The sequence below is a fragment of the Sphingobacterium sp. UBA2480 genome (assembly GCF_002341965.1).
In the GTDB taxonomy this organism is placed as follows: Bacteria; Bacteroidota; Bacteroidia; order Sphingobacteriales; family Sphingobacteriaceae; genus Sphingobacterium; species Sphingobacterium multivorum.
Genome location: NZ_DDPA01000010.1, coordinates 259,424 through 277,766, shown reverse-complemented (window position 1 = coordinate 277,766; position 18,343 = coordinate 259,424). Strand labels below are relative to the sequence as shown.

Below are 18,343 nucleotides of genomic sequence, written 5' to 3'. Positions count from 1 at the left end.
TTTAGGTTAGATTTTTATTTTAATGTCAAGCAAGTGCCAAATTGTCCTTGTTGAAACAAATGCAGATTATTAGCATTTCCAATATAGACCTCTTGAACACCTTTATTTATAGCATTGAATGCATTTTGCAACTTAGGGATCATCCCGTCGTTCACTACGCCGGATTCCTTAAGATGTTCAAACTCTTCCGACTTAATCGTTGGAATTACCGAATTCTCATCTGTTACATCCCGTAAAACGCCGTTCTTCTCGAAACAATAAACCAAAGAAGTTTCATATAATGAAGCCAAAGACACCGCCAATGAAGAAGCTATTGTATCCGCGTTGGTATTGAGCAATTGTCCAAGGCCATTATGTGTAATAGCTGAAAACACAGGAACAAAACCCGCTTCCAAAAACTTTTTGATGGCCAAGGTATTTACAGAGTCATGTAACAAATCACCTACAAAACCATAATCGATATCTTTTACAGGACGCTTTATCGCTTTAATGACATCCCCATCAGCTCCGGTTAATCCGACAGCATCACATTTCAAATTTTGCAACTTCGCAACGATTGTCTTGTTTGTCAATCCGGCGTATACCATTGTTACAACGCGTAACATTTCCTCATTTGTCACACGCCGCCCTTCTACCATTTGGGCTTCGATGCCCAGTTCACTAGCCAAACGAGTTGCAATTTTACCTCCACCATGTACAAGAATCTTTTTCCCTGATAATGCGGAGAACTTTTCTAAAAAAGAATCCAATTGGCGTTCATCATCAATAATATTCCCGCCAATTTTAATAATATTTAATACACTATTAGCCATTACGCAACTTTTCCCAATAAAAATAGTTTTTCAAAAATCAATAGGATTGTACTATACCAAATCCTCTAACATACGTTTCAAAACAACCTGAGCAGCCCAAACACGGTTGCTGGCCTCTTTAATCACGAGTGAGTTTGGCCCATCCAAAATTTCTGAAGATAATTCGAGATCTCTTCGTACTGGCAAGCAATGCATGATTTTGGCATCATTTGTCAGCTTCAGCTTCTTATTATCCATCATCCAATCTTCATCAACACCATATACCTCGCCATATTCCTGATAAGAAGACCAGTTTTTCACATAGACAAAATCAGCATTCTTTAAACTTTCTTCAAGATCATTAGATATGGTTGCACCGGCTGTAAATTCTTCACTTAACTCATAGCCCATAGGTTGAGCTATCGTAAAATCAACCAATCCCTCTTCTTGCGCTTTACACATCCATTCTGCAAAAGAATTAGGTACCGCTTGAGGTAATGCCTTAACATGCGGAGCCCAAGCCAAAACCACTTTTGGTTTCTCGGTCTTTTTATACTCAGTGATGGTAATCATATCCGTCAAACTCTGTAGCGGATGCCGCGTTGCACTTTCTAAGGAAACAACAGGAACACCACAGTATTTAATGAATTTGTTGAATAAGTCTTCACTATAATCCTCTTCGCGATCTTTCAATTTTGGAAAGGAACGAAGTCCCAAAATATCACAATACTCGCCCATAACAGCAGCGGCTTCACGAATATGTTCAACAGTTGTCCCGTTCATCACAACACCATCCTGTGTTTCAAGAGCCCAACCATCTTTATCCATATTCATAACCATCACATTCATGCCCAAATTCATCGCCGCTTTTTGTGTGCTCAAACGTGTACGTAAACTGGGATTCAAAAATACAAGTCCCAGCGTTTTGTGTTGACCAAGATCCTGATTGTCATATGGTGCAGCTTTCAAATTTAACGCTTCTTGAACAACGTCCGCTACACTGGAAACATCCTTAACAGAGAAAAACTTTTTCATCTATATCTATTTATTCGAGTGCATCTTCAACGGCAATAAATAAGCGCGTCACACTCAGTATATATTTTAACTAATACAGTGCAATCAAATTTCCACAAGCTGAAACAGCCATTGGCCAATTTGACAGCATTTAGGGGTTTACGCAACCGTTACGGCCTTTACATGCTCCTTTAATGCAGATAAAAACTGATCCGCATGCTCTTTCGTCATATTCAGGGCAGGTAATAAGCGAATCACAAATGGCTTAGCCTCTCCCGTAAAGATACGGTTCTTTAACAAGAGATCCTTCTTCACATGACCCAACGAGGCTGGAAGTTCGATACCGATCATTAATCCCCTACCTCTAACTTCAATAATTTCCTCTATTTGCTTCAATTCATTGATAAGATAGGTGCCGACTTGTGCAGCATTTTCCATAAGCTGATCTTGTTGGATGACCTCCAAAACAGCCAAAGCTGCCGCGCATGCAAGATGATTCCCCCCGAAGGTAGTACCCAAACTGCCGTAAGTAGCTTTAAATTTAGGCGATATACTTATTGCTCCGATTGGAAACCCATTGCCCATACCTTTTGCCATGGTATAAATATCAGCTTCGACGCCGGAATAATCCTGGGCGTAGAATAAGCCCGTCCTGCCGTAGCCACATTGTACTTCGTCTGCAATGAAAACTGCATTATATTGATCACAAAGAGACCGAATCAAACGAAGAAAAGAAACTGAAGCCTCCCGAATACCGCCAACTCCCTGAATACTCTCTACAATAACGGATGAAATTTCCTCACCATAAGATGCGAAAGCGCTGGTTAAAGCCTCTTCATCATTAAAAGGAAGAAAAACAATATTGTCCGTCTCGTTTACAGGAGCCACGATACTCGGATTGTCTGTTGCAGCAACAGCTAACGATGTGCGTCCATGAAATGCTTTTGAAAATGCAATAACCTTCTTTCTTTTGTTATAAAAAGAAGCTAATTTCAATGCATTTTCATTCGCTTCTGCGCCCGAATTACAAAGAAATAAATCATAATCAACCTTTCCCGACACTTCCCCCAACAATCGGGCAAGTTCACGCTGAATTGGAATTTCAACAGAATTAGAATAGAACGCAATGCGGTTCAATTGCTCTGTTATACGTTGTACATAATGTGGGTGCGTGTGTCCGATCGATATCACAGCGTGGCCACCATACAAGTCCAAGTAAGCATTTCCTTCGGCATCCCACACCGTTGATCCATTAGCTTTTACTATGTTAATGGGATTAATGGGATAAACATCAAATGGTTTCATCTTAATGAATTATAGATTGATAAACGAAATAGCTTGTAATAGAAAAAGCTATCAGATTTTAGCAATACAAATATATTAGTTATAACGGTAGGAATGGTCATAAAATAAAAAAAGTCCTCTTAAAAAGAGGACTTTTTTATGTTAGATCAGCAGAATACTATTCTCCGTCTACTTTTTCTTCACCTTCTACTTCGGCTTTAACTTCTGCAGGAGCTTCAGTTTCGGCAGTAGCAGCTTTTTTAGCACCACCACGACGACGAGTCGCTTTTTTCTCAGCAGCAGCAGCTTTTTTACCGTAGATTTCGTTGTAATCAACTAGTTCGATGAAAGCCATTTCTGCGTTATCACCTAAACGGTTTTCCATTTTGATGATACGTGTGTAACCACCTGGACGGTTAGCTACTTTTTCAGAAATTTCGCGGAATAAGATAGAAACTGCGTCTTTATCTTTCAAATAAGCGAATACTGTACGACGAGAGTGTGTTGTGTCGTTTTTAGATTTAGTAATCAAAGGCTCAACATACGTACGTAACGCTTTAGCTTTAGCCAAAGTAGTTGTAATACGTTTGTGTAGGATTAATGATGTCGCCATGTTAGCCAACATTGCTTTTCTATGGCTATCCGTACGGCCTAAGTGATTTACTTTTTTTCCGTGTCTCATTTTGATTTTATTATACTAACCGTACCGTTTTTGTATAGTTCAAATAGGTGAAAATCACCTATTCAGACAGCCAAAAGGAATTACGACTAGTGGTCGCTTAATAAATTATTATTCTTCGTCTAATTTGTATTTCGCCAAGTTCATTCCGAATGATAAACCTTTTGATTTAACCAATTCTTGGATTTCACTTAACGATTTTTTACCGAAGTTTCTGAATTTCAACATATCAGCCACGTCATAAGTTACTAACTCAGCCAATGTGCGAATATCTGCAGCTTTCAAACAGTTCAATGCACGAACTGAAAGATCAAGATCTACTAATTCTGTTTTCAGAATCTTACGCATATGTAAGATTTCTTCATCAACAACTTTAGTTTCTTCTTTCGTTTGAGACTCAAGAAGCATATTCTCATCAGAGAATAGAATAAAGTGTTGAATTAAGATCTTAGCAGCTTCTTTCAAAGCTTCTTCGGGGTGAATTGAGCCATCAGTAGAGATATCCAACAACAATTTCTCGTAGTCAGTTTTTTGCTCTACACGGTAATTCTCAATGGTATATTTAACATTCTTGATCGGAGTAAAGATCGAATCGATTGCGATAACACCTACTGGAGCATCCACAACTTTATTCTCATCAGCATTTACGTATCCACGACCTTTGGCAATACTCAATTCCAATTCAATTGTCACTGAATTATCCATGTTACAGATTACCATGTCTGGGTTCAAGACCGTAAAGTTATTAGAGAATTTTGTGATATCACCAGCTAAGAATTGTTCTTGACCATTGATTACTACAAATACCTTTTCGTTGTCGCCAATCTCACCTGTTTTTTTGAAACGAATTTGTTTCAAGTTCAAGATAATTTCAGTTACGTCTTCAACAACACCTTTGATCGTTGAAAATTCGTGCGAAACGCCAGAAAACCTTATCGACGTAATTGCATATCCTTCTAAAGAGGACAATAGAATACGGCGCAAAGCATTACCAATGGTTACACCAAAACCAGGCTCCAATGGACGAAATTCAAACGTACCATCAAAATCCGTAGATTTTTGCATGATAACTTTATCCGGTCTTTGAAATGCTAAAATTGCCATTTATTTTCTTTTAATGTTTTATTTGTAATAATAATTGTAATACAATAGAAGATGCATACCCCAAAAATTGGACTATGCATTCTTCTATTTTATTTATTATTTAGAGTATAACTCAACGATTAAGTTCTCTTTAATGTTTTCAGGAATGTCAGCTCTTTCTGGATAGCTTAAGAAAGTACCTGTCAATTCTTTCGCATTCCACTCTAACCAAGAAAATTTATTTACAGTACGACCTGCAACTGAATTTGTGATGGCTTCAAGTGTTTGAGAACGTTCACGAACTGCTACAACGTCACCTGGACGCAAGCTATATGATGGAATGTTAACAACTTCGCCGTTAACAGTAACGTGTTTGTGGGATACCAACTGACGAGCAGCGGCACGAGAAGTAGCGATACCTAAGCGGTAAACTACGTTATCCAAGCGAGCTTCTAACAATTTCAAGAAGATCTCACCTGTAATACCTTGTTTAGAGGCAGCTTTAACAAATAAGTTTGAGAACTGACGCTCCAATACACCGTAAGTGTATTTTGCTTTTTGTTTTTCTAACAACTGAATAGCATATTCAGATTGTTTACCTCTGCGTTTAGAAGCTCCATGTTGTCCAGGAGGGTAATTTTTCTTTTCTAACGCTTTATCTGGGCCGAAGATCGGCTCTCTAAATTTACGGGCAATTTTGGACTTAGGTCCTGTATATCTAGCCATTTTCTTTTACAATTAAAGTATCTATCAGCCTATAGCCGATGAATCTTATCTTTAAATTAATTAAACTCTTCTGCGTTTTGGAGGACGACAACCGTTGTGAGGAAGTGGAGTGATATCTTTGATAGTAGTCACATCGATTCCTACTGTTTGCAATGTTCTGATTGCCGATTCACGACCAGCACCAGGTCCTTTAACAAACACTTCAACTTTACGTAAACCCAAATCGTGAGCAACTTTTCCACAGTCTTGTGCAGCCTGACCAGCAGCATATGGCGTGTTCTTTTTAGAACCACGGAAACCCATTTTACCAGCACTAGACCAAGAAATAGTTTGACCTTGATTATTCGTCAAAGTTACAATGATATTGTTAAACGTTGCGTTAATGTGAGCCTGACCTACAGGTTCGATAACAACGATACGCTTTTTTGCAGCTTTTTTAGTTTTAGCCATTTCTTATTTATTATTTAGTAGCTTTTTTCTTGTTTGCAACTGTCTTACGTTTACCTTTACGAGTACGTGAGTTGTTTTTAGTACGTTGACCACGAACTGGTAAGTGTTTACGGTGACGCAATCCACGGTAACAACCGATATCCATTAAACGTTTGATGTTTAATTGAATTTCAGAACGCAATGCACCTTCAACTTTCAATTCGTCGTTAATGATGGTACGAATTGCTGCCAATTGATCATCATTCCACTCTTGTACCTTCACATCTTCGCTGATACCAGCTTTTTCCAAGATATATTCAGCTCTTGTACGACCGATACCAAAAATATAGGTAAGGCCGATCACACCTCTTTTGTTTTTAGGTAAATCAATACCTGCTATCCTTGCCATATAATATTAAGCTATTATTTTTTTAATGAATTAACCCTGACGTTGTTTAAACTTTGGGTTCTTTTTGTTGATTACAAAAACTTTACCTTTACGACGGATGATCTTACAGTCCGCGCTACGTTTTTTTATTGATGCTCTTACTTTCATGATATTTATTTTTTCAAAAGCTTGCACTAATACAAGGGCTTACGGCTATTTATAGCGATAAGTAATCCTTCCTTTAGTCAAATCATACGGAGACATTTCCAATTTAACTTTATCACCAGGTAAAATTTTGATATAGTGCATGCGCATTTTACCAGAAATATGGGCAATGATTTCATGTCCATTTTCCAACTCTACCCTAAACATAGCATTAGAAAGTGCCTCTCTAATTATACCGTCTTGTTCTATTGAGGCTTGTTTAGCCATATATTCTCGATTAAATTTAATTTAAAAGCCTGCGAACAGGAGTGCAAAGATAAATAAAAATAATTGAAAACCAACTACTTTTTGTTCAAAACTTTCTCTACATGTTCGAATGTCAGCAACACATCTGGTTCTCCTTTTCGGATTGCAACCATCTGTTCGAAGTGCGCCGATAATTTCCCATCCACTGTACTTACTGTCCAACCATCATCCCAAAAACGAACACCCGCACGCCCTGCATTGATCATCGGTTCGATACAAATAACCAAACCTTCTTCCAATTTAGGACCAGCACCTCGTTTTCCATAATTGGGAACCTCAGGTTTTTCATGTAAGTGATAACCAACTCCGTGTCCAACCAGTTCACGAACAATTCCGAATCCGAATTTGCTCACATACTCCTGAACAGCTGAAGAAATATCCCCAACACGTTTACCAGCCACCGCCTGTTCAACACCTTTGTACAATGATTCCTTTGTTACATCCAGTAACAACTGTGCTTCTTCAGATATTTCACCTACACCAAAGGTGTATGCTGAATCACTGATAAAACCATTCAGATTGACACCACCATCGACCGAAACAAGATCTCCATCTTTAATTTCATAATCACTTGGAAAGCCGTGTACAATTTGATCGTTGACAGATATACACAAAGAATATGGAAATCCCTGATAATTTAAGAACGCAGGCGTTCCGCCGTTATCATGAATATACTCATAAGCTAATTTATCAAGAGATATAGTCTTTACCCCAGGCTTAATCACTTTTGCGATTTCACCAAGCAATTGCGAAAGCACATCTGCTGACTTTCGCAATTGCTCTATATCTTCTGCTGACTTATAAAATACTTTAGACATCTAAAGAAATTAAATTGCCGAATGATCCATTCCCTCAACAGACGCGGCCGAACGACCTTTAATACGACCTGTTTTCATTAATCCATCGTAATGACGCATCAATAAATGAGATTCGATCTGTTGCAAAGTATCCAACACCACACCTACTAAAATCAATAATGACGTACCACCGTAGAAGTGCGCAAATTGATTGTTAATACCAAACAAACTTGCAATAGCAGGTAGAATAGCAATGATCGCTAAGAAAATTGCACCTGGAAATGTAATATTTGATATTACGCGGTCTATAAAATTACTAGTTTCCAATCCCGGTTTAATACCTGGTACAAAACCTCCGTTCTTCTTCATGTCGTCCGACATCTGTTGTGGGTTCACCATAATCGCTGTATAGAAAAACGTAAATGCGATAATTAACACCGCAAATGTCACGTTGTATGCAACAGAAGTATAGTTACTCAACGAAGTCAAAAATTCCGACTGAAGATTTGGGAAGAACTGTCCTAAACTCATTGGCACAAACATGATTGCCTGCGCAAAAATGATAGGCATTACACCTGCAGCATTTACCTTTAACGGTATATACTGACGTACTCCACCGACTTGCTTGTTTCCAACGATTTTCTTCGCGTATTGTACAGGGATCTTACGAACACCTTGTACGATCAAGATCGTAAAGATCACAACAAAGAACAAAGCTACAAATTCAAGCAACAATGGAATTGGACCACCACCACCTTTCGCCATTCTAGAAACCCATTCCGCAGTGATACCACTTGGCAATTGAGCGATAATACCAGTCATGATGATCAAAGAAATACCATTACCGATACCTTTATCCGTAATTTTCTCTCCTAACCACATCACAAATAAAGTACCGCCTGTCAAAACTATAGCAGTCAGAATAGTGAATAATGGGTCAGCTATTGTCTTAGCACTTGGCTCGATTTGAGTACGTACATAAGCAAAAGCTTGAAGCAAAGTAATCCCTAAAGTTAAATAGCGAGTAATTTGATTCATTTTTTGACGACCACTTTCCCCTTCCTTCTGCATCTTTTGGAAGTAAGGAACCGCGATGCCCAGCAATTGAACAACAATGGATGCCGAGATATATGGCATTACCCCTAAAGCAAAGATAGCCGAACGAGAGAATGATCCTCCCGCAAACATATCCAGTAAGCCCAATAAACCCTCTTTTTGACCAGAAGCCAAAGCATGAGGATTTACACCTGGTAATACCACGTGACATCCAATACGGTAAATCAAAAGAAAAAGTAAGGTATTTAGAATACGCGTACGTAAATCATCGATTTTCCAAATATTGGTTAAGGTTGTGATTAGTTTCTTCATTTATTAAATTTTAACGATAGAACCGCCTGCAGCTTCAATAGCTTTTTGAGCAGAAGCAGTAAACGCGTGCGCTGTTACTTCAACTTTAGCTTTCAACTCACCGCGACCCAAGATTTTAACTTTGTCATTTTTAGACACTAAACCATGAGCTTTCAATGCGTCGAAATCTACAGCTGTTAAATTGTATTTCTCGATCAACGCTTGTAAAGTATCTAAGTTTACACCATTATACTCAACACGGTTGATGTTTTTGAAACCAAATTTAGGCACACGACGTTGCAAAGGCATTTGACCACCTTCGAAACCGATTTTCGTAGAGTGACCTGAACGAGAACCAGCACCTTTGTGACCACGTGTTGAAGTACCACCACGACCAGAACCAGTACCACGGCCAATACGTTTGCTACTTTTTACTGCACCTTTTGCAGGTTTTAAATTACTTAAGTTCATTTTTAAACTAAATTGTGCTAGCCCTTCGCTCTCACTAAACAGGTACTAGCGATTAAAAAATAATGATTATTAATAACAAGTAATGGAAGAAGCCCAAAGACCTCTTCCATATGCTAATATTAAATAGTTTCGATAGCTACTAAATGGTTTACTTTACGTACCATTCCAATAATTGATGGAGTAGCTTCAACTTCTACTGAGTGGTTGATTCTTTTCAAACCCAATGCCTCAATAGTTTTCTTTTGGCGCTCGCTTCTGTCGATAACGCTCTTTATCTGGGTGATTTTGATTTTTGCCATGATAATTAACCGTTAAATACTTTATTCAAATCGACACCGCGGTGTTGTGCTACTGTATACGCATCACGCATATCTGCTAAAGCAGTTACAGTTGCTTTTACCACGTTGTGTGGGTTAGAAGAACCTAATGATTTAGCCAATACATCTTTGATACCAGCAGACTCCAATACTGCACGCATTGCACCACCTGCTAAAACTCCTGTACCACCTACAGCTGGTTTAATCAAAACTGAACCACCAGAATATTTACCATATTGTGCGTGCGGAACAGTACCTTTGATAATAGGAACTTTTACCAAATTTTTCTTTGCGTCATCGATACCTTTCGTGATTGCTTCAGTTACCTCTTTAGCTTTACCTAAACCGTAACCAACGATACCGTTTTCATCACCTACTACAACAATTGCAGAGAAGCTGAAAGTACGACCACCTTTAGTAACTTTAGCTACACGTTGGATACTTACTAAGCGATCTTTTAATTCAATTTCGCTTGATTTTACTCTTTTTATATTGCTTAATGCCATTTCTTTCTATGATTAAAAGTCTAAACCGCCTTCGCGAGCACCTTCAGCCAAAGATTTGATACGGCCATGGTATAAGTACCCATTACGGTCAAAAACTACTTTATTAATACCTGCTGCTAATGCTTTTTCAGCCACCAATTTACCTACAGCTTTAGATTGATCAACCTTGTTACCAGATGCAACAAACTCTTTTGACAAGCTAGATGCAGCAACTAATGTTTTGCCTGCATTGTCATCAATGATTTGCGCATAGATACCTTTGTTACTTCTAAAAACCGATAAACGTGGACGTTCAGACGTTCCAGCAAGGTTTTTTCTGATTCCTTTTTTGATTCTCTCTCTACGAGATGCTTTTTGTCCTGCCATGATTATTATTTTTTAGCTGATTTACCTGCTTTTCTTCTCAATACTTCACCTGCAAACTTGACACCTTTTCCTTTGTAAGGTTCTGGTTTACGGAAGCCACGGATTTTAGCCGCTACCTGACCGATCAATTGTTTGTCAGCACACTCTAAAGTGATTGTAGGGTTTTTACCTTTGTCAGCAGTAGTTGATACTTTAACCTCGTTTGGCAATACAAAAACAATCTGGTGAGAGAAACCTAAAGTTAACTCTAATACATTACCAGTACTTGAAGCACGGTAACCTACACCGACTAACTCTTGCGTAGTTTTGTAACCTTCAGTCACACCGTGAACCATGTTAGCCAACAGGGAACGGTATAGACCGTGTAATGCTTTGTGTTTCTTTTGATCAGTTGGACGTGTTACAACGATATTACCCTCTTCTTGAGCAATCGTGATGTCACGGTCAACTTGTTGTGTTAATTCGCCTTTAGGACCTTTTACTGAAACTAAGTTTTTGTCCGAAATAGTAACAGTTACCCCAGCAGGGATAGCGATAGGCGCTTTTCCAATTCTTGACATTTCTTTGTGCTTTTACCTAGATTAATAAACGTAACATAAAACTTCACCACCAACATTTTGAAGTCTAGCTTCCTTATCTGTCATTACACCTTTCGATGTTGACAAGATAGCAATACCTAAACCGTTCAAAACACGAGGCATAGTATCAACGCTTGCATACTTTCTTAAACCAGGTTTACTCACACGTGTCAACGTACGAATAGCCGGAATTTTGCTAATTGGATTATATTTCAATGCGATTTTGATCGTACCCTGTACGCCATTCTCATCGAATTTGTAATTAGCAATGTAACCTTTGTCAAAAAGAACTTTAGTGATCTCTTTTTTTAGGTTCGATGCAGGAATTTCAACAACCCTGTGGTTGGCCTTGATGGCATTCCTTACTCGTGTAAGGTAATCCGCAATTGGATCTGTAGTCATTATATATGAAAATTTGTGACAGCGGTTTCCCTCCCAACCATTGGTATGGGACCTTCTATCTGTTAAACAATTTTAAAATGCAAAAACCCCGGCAATCCTCAGTTGAATTGCCCGGGCAAAATTAAGTATTTTTTTTTAATTACCAAGAAGCTTTTTTCACCCCTGGGATTTTGCCATCTAAAGCCATCTCACGGAATGTTACACGAGAGATACCGAATTGACGCATATATCCTTTAGGACGACCAGTCAATTTACAACGATTGTGTAAACGTACTGGAGAAGCATTTTTAGGCAATTTATCTAATGCAACGTAATCGCCAGCAGCTTTTAATTCTGCACGTTTTGCCGCATATTTAGCTACCAATTTAGCGCGTTTTACTTCGCGTGCTTTTAATCCTTCTTTAGCCATTGTTATTAGTATTTTGATTTTTAAATGGTAAACCGAATTGTTTCAACAATTCTAAAGCCTCAACATCATTTTGAGCTGAAGTCACGAAAGTGATGTCCATACCTTGGATCTTGTTGATTTTGTCAATGTTGATCTCAGGGAAAATGATTTGCTCAGTGATACCTAAGTTATAGTTACCACGTCCGTCAAAGCCTTTATCGTTGATACCGCGGAAGTCACGAATACGTGGAAGCGATACTGCTACCAAACGGTCCAAGAACTCAAACATATTGTTGTCACGTAAAGTAACACGTGCCCCTACAGGCATACCTTTACGTAATTTAAAGTTTGAAATATCTTTTTTCGATTTTGTAGCAACGGCTTGTTGACCTGTGATTAAAGTCAACTCAGCGATAGCGTTATCGATTAATTTTTTGTCAGCTGTTGCAGCTCCTACGCCTTGTGAAACAACGATTTTCTCAAGTTTAGGAACCTGCATAATACTTTTATACTGAAATTTTTCTTGAAGTGCTTTACGGATTTCCTCCGCATATTTCACTTTTAATCTTGGTACGTAAGTCATTATTTAATTTCCTCCCCTGATTTTTTAGCGTAACGAACTAATTTACCATCTGCATTTAACTTACGACCTACACGTGTAGTTGCACCTGTTTTAGGATCGATAACAGCTAAATTAGAGATGTGAATACCAGCTTCTTTCTCAATGATACCACCATTAGGATTAGCTGCACTTGGTTTAGTGTGTTTTTTTACGATGTTAGCGCCCTCAACGATAGCTCTATTTTTATCCACTAAAACAGTTAATACTTTTCCTTGAACACCTTTAGAGTTACCAGCGATAACTTTCACTAAATCACCTTTTTTAATTTTGATTTTGTGCGTAGTTGTTTTTGTTTTCTGTGCCATAATTATAAAACCTCCGGTGCTAATGATACAATTTTCATGAACTGTTTCTCACGCAACTCTCTAGCAACAGGGCCAAAGATACGTGTACCACGTGGTTCATCATTATTATTTAATAATACAGCGGCGTTATCATCGAAACGGATGTATGAACCATCTTTACGACGGATTTCCTTTTTCGTTCTAACCACTACTGCTTTAGAAACGGAACCTTTTTTCACGTTTCCTGAAGGCATAGCGCTTTTCACCGATACAACAATCTTATCTCCGATTGATGCATAACGCTTGCGCGTACCGCCCAATACACGGATTACTAAAACTTGTTTAGCACCGCTATTGTCAGCTACATTAAGTCTTGATTCTTGTTGTACCATGTTATTTAGCTCTTTCTATAATTTCTACTAATCTCCAGTTTTTTGTTTTACTCAGCGGACGAGTTTCCATAATTAATACCGTATCGCCGATACCGCAGGTATTAGTTTCGTCATGAGCTTTAAATTTAGTAGTTTTTTTAACGAACTTACCATAGATCGGGTGTTTCACTTTACGTTCCACTGATACCACGATAGACTTGTCCATCTTGTTGCTAACTACTAAGCCGATTCTTGTTTTTCTTAAATTTCTTTCCATTTCGACTTTAAATTTTACGCCTCAGAGGCTGTTTCATTTTTAGCTGCAGCTTTGCGTGCACTGATCTCTGTACTGATACGAGCGATAGTTTTGCGTGCTGCTTTGATCACGTTAGGGTTCTCAATAGCTGAAACAGCATGTGCAAATTTCAATTTTGTAAGGGCTGTTTTCTCTTCTACAAGACGAGCTTTTAAGTCCTCATTAGATAATTCTAAAATTTCTGAATTTTTCATGTTTTTTCAGTTGTTATTTGGGTTATCATCGCTTTATATATAGCGTTAGGGGTAACGGCCCTAACGCTTAAATGATGACATTACCAAGATTTTTATGCTTCAACGTAGTCTCTACGAATCACAAACTTAGTTTGAACCGGAAGTTTTTGAGCTGCAAGGCGTAAAGCTTCTTTGGCAATTTCCAAAGGCACACCTTCTGCTTCAAATAACATACGGCCTGGGCGTACTACTGCTACCCAGTATTCTGGAGCACCCTTACCTTTACCCATACGTACCTCTGCAGGTTTTTTCGTAACAGGTTTGTCAGGGAAAATACGAATCCAAACTTGACCTTCACGTTTCATATAACGTGTAACCGCAATACGAGCTGCCTCGATTTGACGACTAGTGATCCATGCTTGCTCCATTGTTTTGATACCGAAAGAACCGAAAGCTAACTCCGCTCCACGAGAAGCGTTACCTTTCATGCGGCCTTTCTGCATCTTTCTGAACTTCGTTCTTTTTGGCTGTAACATGTTCGTATACTTTTTAAATCTGCTTTTTCAGCAGGTTTTTGTTGTAATCTAAATAACTATTAATCTTTTTTCGGACCACGGTTGCTTCCACCACGGTTGTTTCCACCACGGTTGTTTCCACCGCGACCACCTTTGTTGTTACGGTTGTCACGACGTTCGCCACCACCTTCGTGGTTGCCACGTGATTTTACACCAGATGCTTGACCAATGTTTGGAGATAAGTCACGTTTACCGTAAACCTCACCTTTACAGATCCAAACTTTGATACCAATTTTACCGTATGTAGTCAATGCTTCAGCTAAAGCGTAGTCGATATCAGCACGCAATGTGTGTAAAGGAGTTCTTCCTTCTTTGTATTGTTCAGTACGCGCCATTTCAGCACCACCTAAACGACCAGAACACATGATTTTGATACCTTCTGCACCCATACGCATCGTAGAAGCGATTGAAGTTTTCATTGCACGACGGAATGAAATACGCGCCTCTAATTGTTTAGCGACACCTTCAGCTACTAACTTAGCATCTAACTCAGGGCGTTTGATCTCGAAAATGTTGATTTGAACATCCTTTTTAGTCAGTTTTTTCAACTCTTCTTTGATCTTGTCAACTTCTTGACCACCTTTACCGATAACGATACCTGGACGAGCAGTGTGAATTGTAACAGTGATACGTTTTAAAGTTCTTTCGATAACAACTTTAGCTACACCACCTTTTGCAATACGAACAGAAAGATATTTTCTGATTTTTTCGTCTTCAACTAATTTATCGGAATAGTTTTTACCTCCGAACCAGTTAGAATCCCAACCTTTGATGATTCCTAATCTGCTACCTATTGGATTTGCTTTTTGTCCCATTTCTCAATAAATTAGTTTTGTTCAACGTTTAATTTGCTATCAACTACCAACGTAACGTGATTTGAACGTTTACGAACTCTGTATCCGCGACCTTGAGGAGCCGGACGCAATCTTTTCAATTGACGACCACCACCTACTGATACTTCTTTTACATATAGTTCGCTTTCTTCCACTGATTTACCTTCGTTTTTGGCTTCCCAGTTTTTGATTGCAGATAATAATAATTTTTCTACACGAGCAGCAGCTTCTTTACTTGAGTGTTTCAAAATGTAAATTGCATTTTCAACACGTTGACCGCGAATTAAGTCTACCACCAAACGCATCTTACGAGGCGAAGTCGGGCAGTTCAATAATTTGGCATCCGAAGCTCCTCCTTGTTGAGCTTTCTCTTGCTCTTTACGTTGTCTAATTAAGACAGACTTTTTAAGTTTTTTTGTTGCTTCCATTACCTATTATTTTTTCTTTTCTGCGTGGCCTCTGAATGTACGCGTAGGCGCGAATTCACCAAGCTTGTGACCTACCATATTCTCTGTTACATAAACAGGGATAAATTTATTCCCGTTGTGCACTGCGAAGGTATGGCCAACAAAATCAGGTGAAATCATTGATCTACGAGACCATGTTTTGATAACTGACTTTTTGTTAGTTTCATTCATAGAAAGAACTTTTCTTTCTAAGTTGTGATCGATATAAGGACCTTTTTTAATTGAACGAGCCATTATTTTTTCCTTCTCTCAATGATGTAACGATTCGATGTTTTCTTCTTGTAACGTGTTTTGAAGCCTTTAGCTAATACACCTGTACGTGAGCGTGGGTGACCTCCTGAAGTACGGCCTTCACCACCACCCATAGGGTGATCTACTGGGTTCATCGCAACACCACGAACTCTTGGACGACGACCTAACCAACGTTTGCGACCTGCTTTACCTAACACTTGGTTAGATCTTTCATGGTTCGATACTGAACCGATTGTAGCAACACAAGTCAATAAGATCATACGTGTTTCGCTCGAAGGCAATTTGATGATGGCATATTTACCATCACGAGCAGACAATTGAGCATAAGTACCAGCCGAACGAGCAATTGAACCACCTTGACCAGGATTTAATTCAATGTTGTGGATGATAGAACCCAATGGAATGTTTGCTAATGGTAATGTATTACCAACTTCTGGGGCAACTTTATCACCTGCGATTACAGTTTGACCAACTACTAAACCAGCTGGAGCAAGGATGTAACGTTTTTCACCATCAGCGTAATGCAACAAGGCAATACGAGCAGTACGATTTGGATCGTACTCGATAGTAGCTACTTTTGCAGGGATATCTTTTTTATCGCGTTTGAAATCAATTAATCGGTATACTTTTTTATGTCCCCCACCGAGATAACGCATAGTCATTTTACCGGAGTTATTACGACCGCCTGATTTCTTGTTGATTTTTACTACTAACGATTTTTCAGGAACGTTTGTAGTAACATCAGAGTAGTCAGCGCCTACTCTAAAACGAGTACCAGGGGTTACCGGTTTGAATCTTTTAACTGCCATTTTGTATTATATAGTACTGTAAAAGTCAATAGTTTCGCCATCTTTAATCGTAATGACAGCCTTTTTATACTTAGGAGCTCTACCAGATACGAAACCTGCTTTTGTGTAACGGCTTTTTGCTTTACCAGCTACTACTGCAGTGTTTACAGCAAGAACTGTAACACCAAACATAGCCTCAACAGCTGCTTTAATCTGGATTTTGTTTGCTCTGTGATCTACTTTGAAAGCGTAACGGTTTAATTTTTCCGTTAACAAAGAAGCTTTCTCAGTCAAGATAGGTTTTTTAATAATTTCCATATTACTTAGCTAATGCTTCCTCCAAAGTTTTAACAGAATCTGTAGTCAACAATAATTTTGTTGCGTTCAATACATCATATGTATTTAAATCAGCTGCAACAATAACTTTTGCTTTTTTCAAGTTTCTGCTTGATTTATAAACAATCTCATCGTAAGCTGGTAATACCAACAATGTTTTCTCATCAGCTACGTTCAACGCATTTATTAAAGCAACATAGTTTTTAGTTTTGATAGCATCGAATTTTACTTCATCCAATACCACAATGTTATTATCTTTTGCTTTGTAAGATAACGCTGATTTACGTGCTACTTGTTTCAATTTTTTGTTCAATTTGAACGAGTAGTCACGAGGTTGAGGACCGAATACACGACCACCACCATTAAACAATGGAGATTTGATAGAACCCGCACGAGCACCACCAGTACCTTTTTGTTTGTGTAATTTACGAGTAGAACCCGCGATTTCGTTACGTTGTTTAGATTTGTGAGTTCCTTGGCGTTGGTTCGCTAAGTATTGTTTCACATCCAAATAGATCGCATGATCGTTAGGCTCTAACCCAAATACCGACTCAGGAAGTTGCACCTTGGCACCTGTTTCTTTACCTGATAAATTTAAAACTTTAACTTCCATCTCTACTATTTGTCTACGATTACATAAGAACCTTTAGCTCCTGGAATGGAACCACTAACAACGATAAGGTTTTGCTCAGCGTAAACTTTCAACACCTGTAAGTTTTGAACTTTAACTCTGTCACCACCTGTACGACCAGCCATGCGCATACCTTTGAATACGCGTGAAGGCCATGATGAAGCACCTAATGAACCTGGAGCACGTAATCTGTTGTGCTGACCGTGAGTCGCACCACCTACACCACCAAATCCATGACGTTTCATTACACCTTGGAAACCTTTACCTTTTGAAGTACCAACTACATCTACGAATTCGCCTTCCTCGAAAAGTGTAACGTCAACTACGTCACCAAGTTGTTTTGCATCTGGGAAAGTTTTAAACTCTACCAACTTACGCTTAGGCGTTGTGTTTGCTTTCGCAAAGTGCCCTTTCAAAGGAGCTGTCGTGTTTTTCTCCTTAGCTTCGTCGAAACCAAGTTGAATTGCCGAGTAGCCATCCTTTTCTTCCGTACGTATCTGCGTAACCACGCACGGCCCGGCCTGAATCACTGTACAAGGAATATTTTTCCCATCAGCGTTAAACAGGCTCGTCATTCCTACTTTTTTTCCAATAATACCTGACATGTTGTAAATTAATTAATTAAAAGTCCTTCGAAGCAGTAGGGCTTCGCTCAAGA

General features: G+C 38.8%; 32 protein-coding genes. All 32 read right to left on the bottom strand.

Going from position 1 to position 18,343, the window contains the following annotated elements; all coding sequences use genetic code 11:
* Nucleotides 1-14: 14 nt before the first annotated feature.
* On the bottom strand, nucleotides 15-812 hold the full coding sequence (argB, locus tag B3600_RS25145) for an acetylglutamate kinase (protein WP_115047047.1): 798 nt from the start codon (nucleotides 810-812) through the stop codon (nucleotides 15-17).
* Between the two features lie 51 nt (nucleotides 813-863).
* The gene (locus B3600_RS25140; protein WP_286754813.1) at nucleotides 864-1,826 is read right to left on the bottom strand and encodes an acetylornithine carbamoyltransferase; all 963 of its coding nucleotides are present in this window, start codon (nucleotides 1,824-1,826) and stop codon (nucleotides 864-866) included.
* Nucleotides 1,827-1,964: 138 nt separating this feature from the next.
* Nucleotides 1,965-3,110 (bottom strand): aspartate aminotransferase family protein, encoded by a 1,146-nt coding sequence (locus B3600_RS25135; protein WP_115047043.1) that lies wholly within the window; start codon nucleotides 3,108-3,110, stop codon nucleotides 1,965-1,967.
* Nucleotides 3,111-3,267: 157 nt separating this feature from the next.
* A complete protein-coding gene (rplQ, locus tag B3600_RS25130; RefSeq protein WP_070570394.1) occupies nucleotides 3,268-3,771 on the bottom strand; it encodes a 50S ribosomal protein L17 in 504 nt (167 codons plus the stop codon).
* Between the two features lie 108 nt (nucleotides 3,772-3,879).
* Nucleotides 3,880-4,872 carry a DNA-directed RNA polymerase subunit alpha gene (locus B3600_RS25125; protein ID WP_046674887.1) on the bottom strand — a complete coding sequence of 331 codons (993 nt, stop codon included), beginning with the start codon at nucleotides 4,870-4,872 and terminating at the stop codon, nucleotides 3,880-3,882.
* 96 nt (nucleotides 4,873-4,968) lie between these two features.
* Entirely contained in the window at nucleotides 4,969-5,577 is a 609-nt protein-coding gene (gene rpsD / locus B3600_RS25120; protein ID WP_046674886.1) for a 30S ribosomal protein S4, read from the bottom strand.
* A 60-nt stretch (nucleotides 5,578-5,637) separates the two neighbouring features.
* Nucleotides 5,638-6,027, bottom strand: coding sequence for a 30S ribosomal protein S11 (rpsK, locus tag B3600_RS25115; protein ID WP_046674885.1), 390 nt, complete (start codon nucleotides 6,025-6,027; stop codon nucleotides 5,638-5,640).
* A gap of 10 nt (nucleotides 6,028-6,037) precedes the next feature.
* Complete coding sequence (gene rpsM / locus B3600_RS25110; RefSeq protein WP_112373918.1) at nucleotides 6,038-6,415, bottom strand: 30S ribosomal protein S13; 378 nt, start codon at nucleotides 6,413-6,415, stop codon at nucleotides 6,038-6,040.
* Nucleotides 6,416-6,445: 30 nt separating this feature from the next.
* Complete coding sequence (gene ykgO / locus B3600_RS25105; protein ID WP_013665024.1) at nucleotides 6,446-6,562, bottom strand: type B 50S ribosomal protein L36; 117 nt, start codon at nucleotides 6,560-6,562, stop codon at nucleotides 6,446-6,448.
* A gap of 45 nt (nucleotides 6,563-6,607) precedes the next feature.
* Complete coding sequence (gene infA / locus B3600_RS25100; RefSeq protein ID WP_002997456.1) at nucleotides 6,608-6,826, bottom strand: translation initiation factor IF-1; 219 nt, start codon at nucleotides 6,824-6,826, stop codon at nucleotides 6,608-6,610.
* A 74-nt stretch (nucleotides 6,827-6,900) separates the two neighbouring features.
* Complete coding sequence (map, locus tag B3600_RS25095; RefSeq protein WP_046674883.1) at nucleotides 6,901-7,683, bottom strand: type I methionyl aminopeptidase; 783 nt, start codon at nucleotides 7,681-7,683, stop codon at nucleotides 6,901-6,903.
* Nucleotides 7,684-7,692: 9 nt separating this feature from the next.
* Nucleotides 7,693-9,030 (bottom strand): preprotein translocase subunit SecY, encoded by a 1,338-nt coding sequence (gene secY / locus B3600_RS25090; RefSeq protein ID WP_046674882.1) that lies wholly within the window; start codon nucleotides 9,028-9,030, stop codon nucleotides 7,693-7,695.
* 3 nt (nucleotides 9,031-9,033) lie between these two features.
* Nucleotides 9,034-9,480, bottom strand: coding sequence for a 50S ribosomal protein L15 (gene rplO / locus B3600_RS25085; protein ID WP_046674881.1), 447 nt, complete (start codon nucleotides 9,478-9,480; stop codon nucleotides 9,034-9,036).
* Between the two features lie 119 nt (nucleotides 9,481-9,599).
* Complete coding sequence (gene rpmD, locus B3600_RS25080; protein WP_046674880.1) at nucleotides 9,600-9,779, bottom strand: 50S ribosomal protein L30; 180 nt, start codon at nucleotides 9,777-9,779, stop codon at nucleotides 9,600-9,602.
* A gap of 5 nt (nucleotides 9,780-9,784) precedes the next feature.
* Nucleotides 9,785-10,303: a 30S ribosomal protein S5 gene (gene rpsE / locus B3600_RS25075; protein ID WP_112373920.1), complete on the bottom strand. Its 519-nt coding sequence runs from the start codon at nucleotides 10,301-10,303 to the stop codon at nucleotides 9,785-9,787.
* A gap of 12 nt (nucleotides 10,304-10,315) precedes the next feature.
* Complete coding sequence (rplR, locus tag B3600_RS25070; protein ID WP_172462327.1) at nucleotides 10,316-10,678, bottom strand: 50S ribosomal protein L18; 363 nt, start codon at nucleotides 10,676-10,678, stop codon at nucleotides 10,316-10,318.
* Nucleotides 10,675-11,229 carry a 50S ribosomal protein L6 gene (rplF, locus tag B3600_RS25065; protein ID WP_088160090.1) on the bottom strand — a complete coding sequence of 185 codons (555 nt, stop codon included), beginning with the start codon at nucleotides 11,227-11,229 and terminating at the stop codon, nucleotides 10,675-10,677. The genes rplR and rplF overlap by 4 nt, the downstream gene beginning before the upstream one ends.
* Nucleotides 11,230-11,250: 21 nt before the next feature.
* A complete protein-coding gene (gene rpsH / locus B3600_RS25060) occupies nucleotides 11,251-11,652 on the bottom strand; it encodes a 30S ribosomal protein S8 (RefSeq protein ID WP_223584601.1) in 402 nt (133 codons plus the stop codon).
* A gap of 136 nt (nucleotides 11,653-11,788) precedes the next feature.
* Nucleotides 11,789-12,058, bottom strand: a complete 270-nt coding sequence (gene rpsN / locus B3600_RS25055; RefSeq protein WP_028071569.1) for a 30S ribosomal protein S14 — start codon at nucleotides 12,056-12,058, stop codon at nucleotides 11,789-11,791.
* Nucleotides 12,051-12,620, bottom strand: coding sequence for a 50S ribosomal protein L5 (gene rplE, locus B3600_RS25050; protein WP_046674875.1), 570 nt, complete (start codon nucleotides 12,618-12,620; stop codon nucleotides 12,051-12,053). Before rplE ends, rpsN begins: the two co-directional genes overlap by 8 nt.
* Nucleotides 12,620-12,964 (bottom strand): 50S ribosomal protein L24, encoded by a 345-nt coding sequence (gene rplX / locus B3600_RS25045; protein WP_070570406.1) that lies wholly within the window; start codon nucleotides 12,962-12,964, stop codon nucleotides 12,620-12,622. The genes rplE and rplX overlap by 1 nt, the downstream gene beginning before the upstream one ends.
* A gap of 2 nt (nucleotides 12,965-12,966) precedes the next feature.
* Nucleotides 12,967-13,335, bottom strand: a complete 369-nt coding sequence (gene rplN, locus B3600_RS25040) for a 50S ribosomal protein L14 (protein WP_046674873.1) — start codon at nucleotides 13,333-13,335, stop codon at nucleotides 12,967-12,969.
* Nucleotide 13,336: 1 nt separating this feature from the next.
* Entirely contained in the window at nucleotides 13,337-13,591 is a 255-nt protein-coding gene (rpsQ, locus tag B3600_RS25035; RefSeq protein ID WP_046674872.1) for a 30S ribosomal protein S17, read from the bottom strand.
* 14 nt (nucleotides 13,592-13,605) lie between these two features.
* The gene (rpmC, locus tag B3600_RS25030) at nucleotides 13,606-13,824 is read right to left on the bottom strand and encodes a 50S ribosomal protein L29 (RefSeq protein WP_046674871.1); all 219 of its coding nucleotides are present in this window, start codon (nucleotides 13,822-13,824) and stop codon (nucleotides 13,606-13,608) included.
* Nucleotides 13,825-13,916: 92 nt separating this feature from the next.
* Complete coding sequence (gene rplP / locus B3600_RS25025; RefSeq protein ID WP_046674870.1) at nucleotides 13,917-14,339, bottom strand: 50S ribosomal protein L16; 423 nt, start codon at nucleotides 14,337-14,339, stop codon at nucleotides 13,917-13,919.
* Nucleotides 14,340-14,398: 59 nt separating this feature from the next.
* Complete coding sequence (gene rpsC / locus B3600_RS25020) at nucleotides 14,399-15,193, bottom strand: 30S ribosomal protein S3 (protein ID WP_046674869.1); 795 nt, start codon at nucleotides 15,191-15,193, stop codon at nucleotides 14,399-14,401.
* Between the two features lie 11 nt (nucleotides 15,194-15,204).
* A complete protein-coding gene (rplV, locus tag B3600_RS25015) occupies nucleotides 15,205-15,639 on the bottom strand; it encodes a 50S ribosomal protein L22 (protein ID WP_046674868.1) in 435 nt (144 codons plus the stop codon).
* 6 nt (nucleotides 15,640-15,645) lie between these two features.
* Nucleotides 15,646-15,912, bottom strand: a complete 267-nt coding sequence (rpsS, locus tag B3600_RS25010) for a 30S ribosomal protein S19 (protein WP_002997495.1) — start codon at nucleotides 15,910-15,912, stop codon at nucleotides 15,646-15,648.
* Entirely contained in the window at nucleotides 15,912-16,739 is an 828-nt protein-coding gene (rplB, locus tag B3600_RS25005; RefSeq protein WP_046674867.1) for a 50S ribosomal protein L2, read from the bottom strand. The genes rpsS and rplB overlap by 1 nt, the downstream gene beginning before the upstream one ends.
* 6 nt (nucleotides 16,740-16,745) lie before the next feature.
* Complete coding sequence (gene rplW, locus B3600_RS25000) at nucleotides 16,746-17,036, bottom strand: 50S ribosomal protein L23 (RefSeq protein WP_046674866.1); 291 nt, start codon at nucleotides 17,034-17,036, stop codon at nucleotides 16,746-16,748.
* 1 nt (nucleotide 17,037) lies between these two features.
* Nucleotides 17,038-17,667, bottom strand: coding sequence for a 50S ribosomal protein L4 (gene rplD, locus B3600_RS24995; protein ID WP_046674865.1), 630 nt, complete (start codon nucleotides 17,665-17,667; stop codon nucleotides 17,038-17,040).
* A gap of 5 nt (nucleotides 17,668-17,672) precedes the next feature.
* Nucleotides 17,673-18,290, bottom strand: coding sequence for a 50S ribosomal protein L3 (gene rplC, locus B3600_RS24990; RefSeq protein WP_104385215.1), 618 nt, complete (start codon nucleotides 18,288-18,290; stop codon nucleotides 17,673-17,675).
* Between the last annotated feature and the right edge of the window lie 53 nt (nucleotides 18,291-18,343).

Excerpts from the sequence above, each read along its gene's own strand:
- argB (WP_115047047.1), bottom strand. The coding sequence starts at position 812 with ATGGCTAATAGTGTATTAAATATTATTAAAATTGGCGGGAATATTATT.
- B3600_RS25140 (WP_286754813.1), bottom strand. The coding sequence starts at position 1,826 with ATGAAAAAGTTTTTCTCTGTTAAGGATGTTTCCAGTGTAGCGGACGTT.
- B3600_RS25135 (WP_115047043.1), bottom strand. The coding sequence starts at position 3,110 with ATGAAACCATTTGATGTTTATCCCATTAATCCCATTAACATAGTAAAA.
- rplQ (WP_070570394.1), bottom strand. The coding sequence starts at position 3,771 with ATGAGACACGGAAAAAAAGTAAATCACTTAGGCCGTACGGATAGCCAT.
- B3600_RS25125 (WP_046674887.1), bottom strand. The coding sequence starts at position 4,872 with ATGGCAATTTTAGCATTTCAAAGACCGGATAAAGTTATCATGCAAAAA.
- rpsD (WP_046674886.1), bottom strand. The coding sequence starts at position 5,577 with ATGGCTAGATATACAGGACCTAAGTCCAAAATTGCCCGTAAATTTAGA.
- rpsK (WP_046674885.1), bottom strand. The coding sequence starts at position 6,027 with ATGGCTAAAACTAAAAAAGCTGCAAAAAAGCGTATCGTTGTTATCGAA.
- rpsM (WP_112373918.1), bottom strand. The coding sequence starts at position 6,415 with ATGGCAAGGATAGCAGGTATTGATTTACCTAAAAACAAAAGAGGTGTG.
- ykgO (WP_013665024.1), bottom strand. The coding sequence starts at position 6,562 with ATGAAAGTAAGAGCATCAATAAAAAAACGTAGCGCGGACTGTAAGATC.
- infA (WP_002997456.1), bottom strand. The coding sequence starts at position 6,826 with ATGGCTAAACAAGCCTCAATAGAACAAGACGGTATAATTAGAGAGGCA.
- map (WP_046674883.1), bottom strand. The coding sequence starts at position 7,683 with ATGTCTAAAGTATTTTATAAGTCAGCAGAAGATATAGAGCAATTGCGA.
- secY (WP_046674882.1), bottom strand. The coding sequence starts at position 9,030 with ATGAAGAAACTAATCACAACCTTAACCAATATTTGGAAAATCGATGAT.
- rplO (WP_046674881.1), bottom strand. The coding sequence starts at position 9,480 with ATGAACTTAAGTAATTTAAAACCTGCAAAAGGTGCAGTAAAAAGTAGC.
- rpmD (WP_046674880.1), bottom strand. The coding sequence starts at position 9,779 with ATGGCAAAAATCAAAATCACCCAGATAAAGAGCGTTATCGACAGAAGC.
- rpsE (WP_112373920.1), bottom strand. The coding sequence starts at position 10,303 with ATGGCATTAAGCAATATAAAAAGAGTAAAATCAAGCGAAATTGAATTA.
- rplF (WP_088160090.1), bottom strand. The coding sequence starts at position 11,229 with ATGTCAAGAATTGGAAAAGCGCCTATCGCTATCCCTGCTGGGGTAACT.
- rpsN (WP_028071569.1), bottom strand. The coding sequence starts at position 12,058 with ATGGCTAAAGAAGGATTAAAAGCACGCGAAGTAAAACGCGCTAAATTG.
- rplE (WP_046674875.1), bottom strand. The coding sequence starts at position 12,620 with ATGACTTACGTACCAAGATTAAAAGTGAAATATGCGGAGGAAATCCGT.
- rplX (WP_070570406.1), bottom strand. The coding sequence starts at position 12,964 with ATGGCACAGAAAACAAAAACAACTACGCACAAAATCAAAATTAAAAAA.
- rplN (WP_046674873.1), bottom strand. The coding sequence starts at position 13,335 with ATGGTACAACAAGAATCAAGACTTAATGTAGCTGACAATAGCGGTGCT.
- rpsQ (WP_046674872.1), bottom strand. The coding sequence starts at position 13,591 with ATGGAAAGAAATTTAAGAAAAACAAGAATCGGCTTAGTAGTTAGCAAC.
- rpmC (WP_046674871.1), bottom strand. The coding sequence starts at position 13,824 with ATGAAAAATTCAGAAATTTTAGAATTATCTAATGAGGACTTAAAAGCT.
- rplP (WP_046674870.1), bottom strand. The coding sequence starts at position 14,339 with ATGTTACAGCCAAAAAGAACGAAGTTCAGAAAGATGCAGAAAGGCCGC.
- rpsC (WP_046674869.1), bottom strand. The coding sequence starts at position 15,193 with ATGGGACAAAAAGCAAATCCAATAGGTAGCAGATTAGGAATCATCAAA.
- rplV (WP_046674868.1), bottom strand. The coding sequence starts at position 15,639 with ATGGAAGCAACAAAAAAACTTAAAAAGTCTGTCTTAATTAGACAACGT.
- rpsS (WP_002997495.1), bottom strand. The coding sequence starts at position 15,912 with ATGGCTCGTTCAATTAAAAAAGGTCCTTATATCGATCACAACTTAGAA.
- rplB (WP_046674867.1), bottom strand. The coding sequence starts at position 16,739 with ATGGCAGTTAAAAGATTCAAACCGGTAACCCCTGGTACTCGTTTTAGA.
- rplW (WP_046674866.1), bottom strand. The coding sequence starts at position 17,036 with ATGGAAATTATTAAAAAACCTATCTTGACTGAGAAAGCTTCTTTGTTA.
- rplD (WP_046674865.1), bottom strand. The coding sequence starts at position 17,667 with ATGGAAGTTAAAGTTTTAAATTTATCAGGTAAAGAAACAGGTGCCAAG.
- rplC (WP_104385215.1), bottom strand. The coding sequence starts at position 18,290 with ATGTCAGGTATTATTGGAAAAAAAGTAGGAATGACGAGCCTGTTTAAC.